Origin of the sequence: Corynebacterium sp. EPI-003-04-2554_SCH2473622, assembly GCF_001665955.1 — a bacterium.
Classification (GTDB): Bacteria; Actinomycetota; Actinomycetes; order Mycobacteriales; family Mycobacteriaceae; genus Corynebacterium; species Corynebacterium pseudodiphtheriticum.
Window position 1 is genome coordinate 1 of sequence record NZ_LZMN01000006.1, and the last position, 3726, is coordinate 3726.

Here is a 3726-nt window from a genome sequence, read left to right on the forward strand (position 1 = left end):
TATCACCTCGCGTGGTTATCGCCAGTCCAAGGCCCAGGGCCTTAAACAGGCTGTGGGTGGGGTGACATTACCTACGTGCGCACGAAGAAAGGCTTTGTGTACACCGCGTTTGTCACCGACGTTTACTCCCGGCGGATCGTCGGATGGGCATTATCGGATTCAATGCGCACTTCAGGTTTTGCCGCTGCAAGCACTCAATCAAGCGATTGAGAGTGCTGAGGAAACAACAGGTCTTATTCACCATTCGGATCACGGCTTATAGTACGTCAGCGTTGTCTACAACGAGCGACTTGCCCAGCACGGGATTGCCGCTTCCACTGGGACAGTTGGCGACTCCTACGACAATGCTCTAACTGAAAACGTTAACGGCTCCTCACAAGAACGAACTGATCCATACTCGCAGGTGGAATGACGTTGTCGAGATAGAGATCGCGACGTTTGAGTGGGTGTCATGGTGGAACGAGGTAAGGCTCCACCAAAGCCTGGGATATCGAACCCCGGCTGAGGTTGAAGACGGATTTTGGGAACAACATGAGTCCCGGGAAATAAAGGAAAACAAAGTAAATGCCTAGGAACAAAACCCAGTACACTTCACGGTTCCCCTGCCGTTAGGCAGTTAAGTAAAACCTCTCTTAACAAGATTGGGTTGGATGGATTATGTCCCGGTGTCACTAAGAGTGCCAATAGTGTGTTGCCGCTACGGCCAGAAGACGAGTAGGTCGAGCAGTTCGTTCCAGCTGTGGATCGTGGCCATGGGGTCGGCAAGAATTGCGCCGACGGCAGCGCCTAGCGCGAGCAAGCGCAGCTCGGAGAGTTGCTTAAGACTGGTGCGGGGATTCGGGTTTCTTCGCATGGAAAGCTCCTTTGCACGTCCCGTATTTCGGTCGTGCGGAAAAGGAATATCGAACCTGTCGCGTTGTCCGGCTCCAGGTGCTTGTCGCCGTGCTGCCGCCCGAGCCAGAAGGTTCGGTTGCCCCGGTTCAGTCCTCGCGTACTCAATCGCGCAGAAGCCCCCAGTCCTCCATGGGTACCGCCGCTAGGTCTTCAACGGCTTAGACGGGCGCACAGCGCGCCGTGTGAAGCCGCCACACCGCCCCGCAGGACTGATAAGCGCGGTTGGGCGAAATGTGCCCAAATATGTTGCTGACCCACCGGCCAGTCCTGGCGGATAAGCTGGGCAGTCTTGCGGCGGTCTGTCGCCTGATTTTCGGGCCGGAGGAACCGGCCCGAGCCCACGCCGCGAAGCGGCTGGGGAGCACCACACTATATGCACTCTTAATGAGAATCGGGATAAGGCGGCTCTGGGGGCTTCAGCTCGTTGCAAATGTGCCCAATGGCTATCCCAGACGATGTGCTCTGGGTTCTTAGTCATCAGACTGGAGTAGCCCTTGTCGCCATCGACGGAGCGGTGTAGGCCAGCGGTTTGCGTTTGGCATACTCGGTGCGGGGTAATGGCGTTGTCAGCGATTAGACTGCGTGTGCGTGCCCGTTGTGCGGGTTTTCCACCACAGCGTTAGGAGCTAGTCGCGTCTGTCCCACATCGCGCGCAGAAGCGCGTCAGGCTGGGCAATATCGACCACTAAAAGGTTATTCATCGTGCTTGGGTTGGCTTGGACGTAGCACTCCCAAGTGCCTTCTCGTGTGAGGCGTGATAGATGCCCTTACACAGTTCGTCAAAGCTATTGACCATGATTTGGAACACATGTAACCTCGGGAGGTGAACCACCCCTCTAGAAATTAGGAACACTATGAGAACTCAGTCAAAAACACTGACGGCACTAGCTTCCGTAGCTATCCTTTTTGCCGGTCAGGGACTAGCCTCCGCTGCAGAAAAGGACGATCCTACAACCCTTCAAGAGTTCAAAGAACAGACCGCTGCAGAAGGATCAATCACTCCGGAGGTTCTGGATCAAGCTTTTGAGGAACTGATCAACTCGGATGTTCCCCGAACTGTAAATGATGACTCCACCGTAACCTTCGACCTCGAGCACATGGATCTAACGTTAAGGGATCCACATGCCGTCACTCCCTATGTGAGCGTAGGGAGAGAAAGCGGGGGATTCTGGGTAGAGTTCACCCCTTTTGAGCAGGACATGATCATCAGCGGATCGGGTTTTGCCTTGGGGGCCGCCATCTGCGCCATTCCCGGTGTCGGGTGGGCTGCCTGCACCGTCGTTGGAGCCATCATCACCGGGGCAACAGTAGTCCTCAGCCACCACAAGAAATGCAATGACCGCATGAAAGTCCATTACGGGTGGAACGGAAGAGTCCGTGGCAACGAGTGTGTTTAACGATCAAGTGTGAAGAGGACTAATGAACAGGCATAAAATATCTCCCAATGCGATTGTCGTTGCACTATTTGGGCTGGCAATTTCAGGTTATGTCGCCATCGCAAACAAGTCGGTCCTCGGATTCTTTATCCTCATACTGCTCACCATAGTTGCAGCAGTACTGGTCAATCACGTCAAAAACAGTCATCAGGAGTAACCAGTGAGTAAATCTGCATAAATGCGTACTTAATTCTTTTATCTACTAAGTACGGATAACTTCCTGTAAATGTCCTCCCCAGCGCTTCTAGTGAAAGGAGATGCGGGGGGGAGTTCCTTTTATTGTGCGCTTCTTGATTTCTAGTGGTCGTGTAAACAGCAGAACGAAAATCGTCGTGGAAAGCACTGTCTAGTGAATAGACAGTGCTTCATTTCGTTTTTGTCTTATTCTCTGGAACTGTTTGCGCATTAGGGTGTGCACACTCTAATGCGACCATTACTACATGGTGAAGATTATTCATGTTTCAGACCGGGGGCGACGACCGTTTCGCACGGCCAAGCAATTTGAATTAACCGATCGAGATCGGCTCCTTTTTGACTGGCTGACTGCGTTTGAAGCTATGACGCGCGACTACGTTGCCAGACTGTGGGGGATTAATCATTCGGGAGCCTCTAAGCGTCTTCGTGTGCTCCGCGATAAAGGGTTCATAGACGATAAAAGCGTTTTCATGGGCTTTCCCAGCATCCTCACCATCACCAGCAAAGGTTGCAGGCACAGTAGATGGACGCACATTACTGATAAAGGAAATGTTGTCGGGGACTTCAAGCCTCCGCGCTTTAACACTGGCGGGACTTTGGCACACACGCTTTTGGTTATGGATTCAGCTCTATCCTGGTCGGTTTATGGGCACACGGTCGTAAGTGAGCGAGTGATGAAGGCTCAGGACCGTAAGCATCTCAGTAAGGGAAGTCACCATCCGATATACGCTATCGATAGGTATAAGGCGGATGCTAGGAGCTATTATTGTCCGGATTTTTTATCCCTGCCGGATAGCGTTGACGACTCCAATAGCTTGGTCTGTGCTCCTGCGGCTAGAAAACCTCGACCAGGCAAAGAGCAGCCTGAGCGATGGCCAACAAGAGACAATTCGTCTACCCAGTTTCTGCACTTGATGATCCCGAAAACTACAGGGGCGTGGGCCGTTGAGGTGTGCGCGTTGTGATTGGTGATCGGTCTTTGTTTTTGCCGCAAACACCAGCCAGGCGCATCAGCCGGGCAGTGTGCTCACGACCATTAACGATTCCTTCACGGCGAAGAGCATGCCACATCTTCCGCACACCGTAGACACCGTAATTATCTCTATGAACAGCACCAATACGTTCGACTAGAACAGCATCGCGAAGGCGACGAGCACTGGGCCCACGAGCTGTGGACTGGCGATAACCACGCGAGGTGATA

The 3726-nt window shown here is 53.0% G+C and carries 5 protein-coding genes; 3 read left to right on the top strand and 2 right to left on the bottom strand.

Annotation, left to right across the window (positions count from 1 at the left end; genetic code table 11):
• The first annotated feature begins 96 nt into the window (after positions 1-96).
• Both A5774_RS11885 and A5774_RS11890 read left to right on the top strand, forming a co-directional pair.
• Positions 97-210: a hypothetical protein gene (locus A5774_RS11885; RefSeq protein WP_369815467.1), complete on the top strand. Its 114-nt coding sequence runs from the start codon at positions 97-99 to the stop codon at positions 208-210.
• 179 nt (positions 211-389) lie between these two features.
• Positions 390-572: an integrase core domain-containing protein gene (locus tag A5774_RS11890; RefSeq protein ID WP_369815468.1), complete on the top strand. Its 183-nt coding sequence runs from the start codon at positions 390-392 to the stop codon at positions 570-572.
• A 125-nt stretch (positions 573-697) separates the two neighbouring features.
• On the opposite strand, the gene A5774_RS11120 is transcribed toward A5774_RS11890, so the two are convergent.
• Complete coding sequence (locus tag A5774_RS11120; RefSeq protein ID WP_156519500.1) at positions 698-853, bottom strand: hypothetical protein; 156 nt, start codon at positions 851-853, stop codon at positions 698-700.
• A gap of 895 nt (positions 854-1748) precedes the next feature.
• Between A5774_RS11120 and A5774_RS00290 the strand changes: the two genes are divergently transcribed.
• Entirely contained in the window at positions 1749-2291 is a 543-nt protein-coding gene (locus A5774_RS00290) for a hypothetical protein (protein WP_064832967.1), read from the top strand.
• Between the two features lie 1161 nt (positions 2292-3452).
• Here the strand turns inward: A5774_RS00290 and A5774_RS10740 are convergent.
• Positions 3453-3726 (bottom strand): IS3 family transposase (locus tag A5774_RS10740; protein WP_197490193.1); only part of this gene is annotated, 274 nt, incomplete at its 5' end.

Bases quoted from the DNA above. Each gene is read 5' to 3' on its own strand.
- A5774_RS00290 (WP_064832967.1), top strand. From the start codon at position 1,749: ATGAGAACTCAGTCAAAAACACTGACGGCACTAGCTTCCGTAGCTATC.
- A5774_RS11120 (WP_156519500.1), bottom strand. From the start codon at position 853: ATGCGAAGAAACCCGAATCCCCGCACCAGTCTTAAGCAACTCTCCGAG.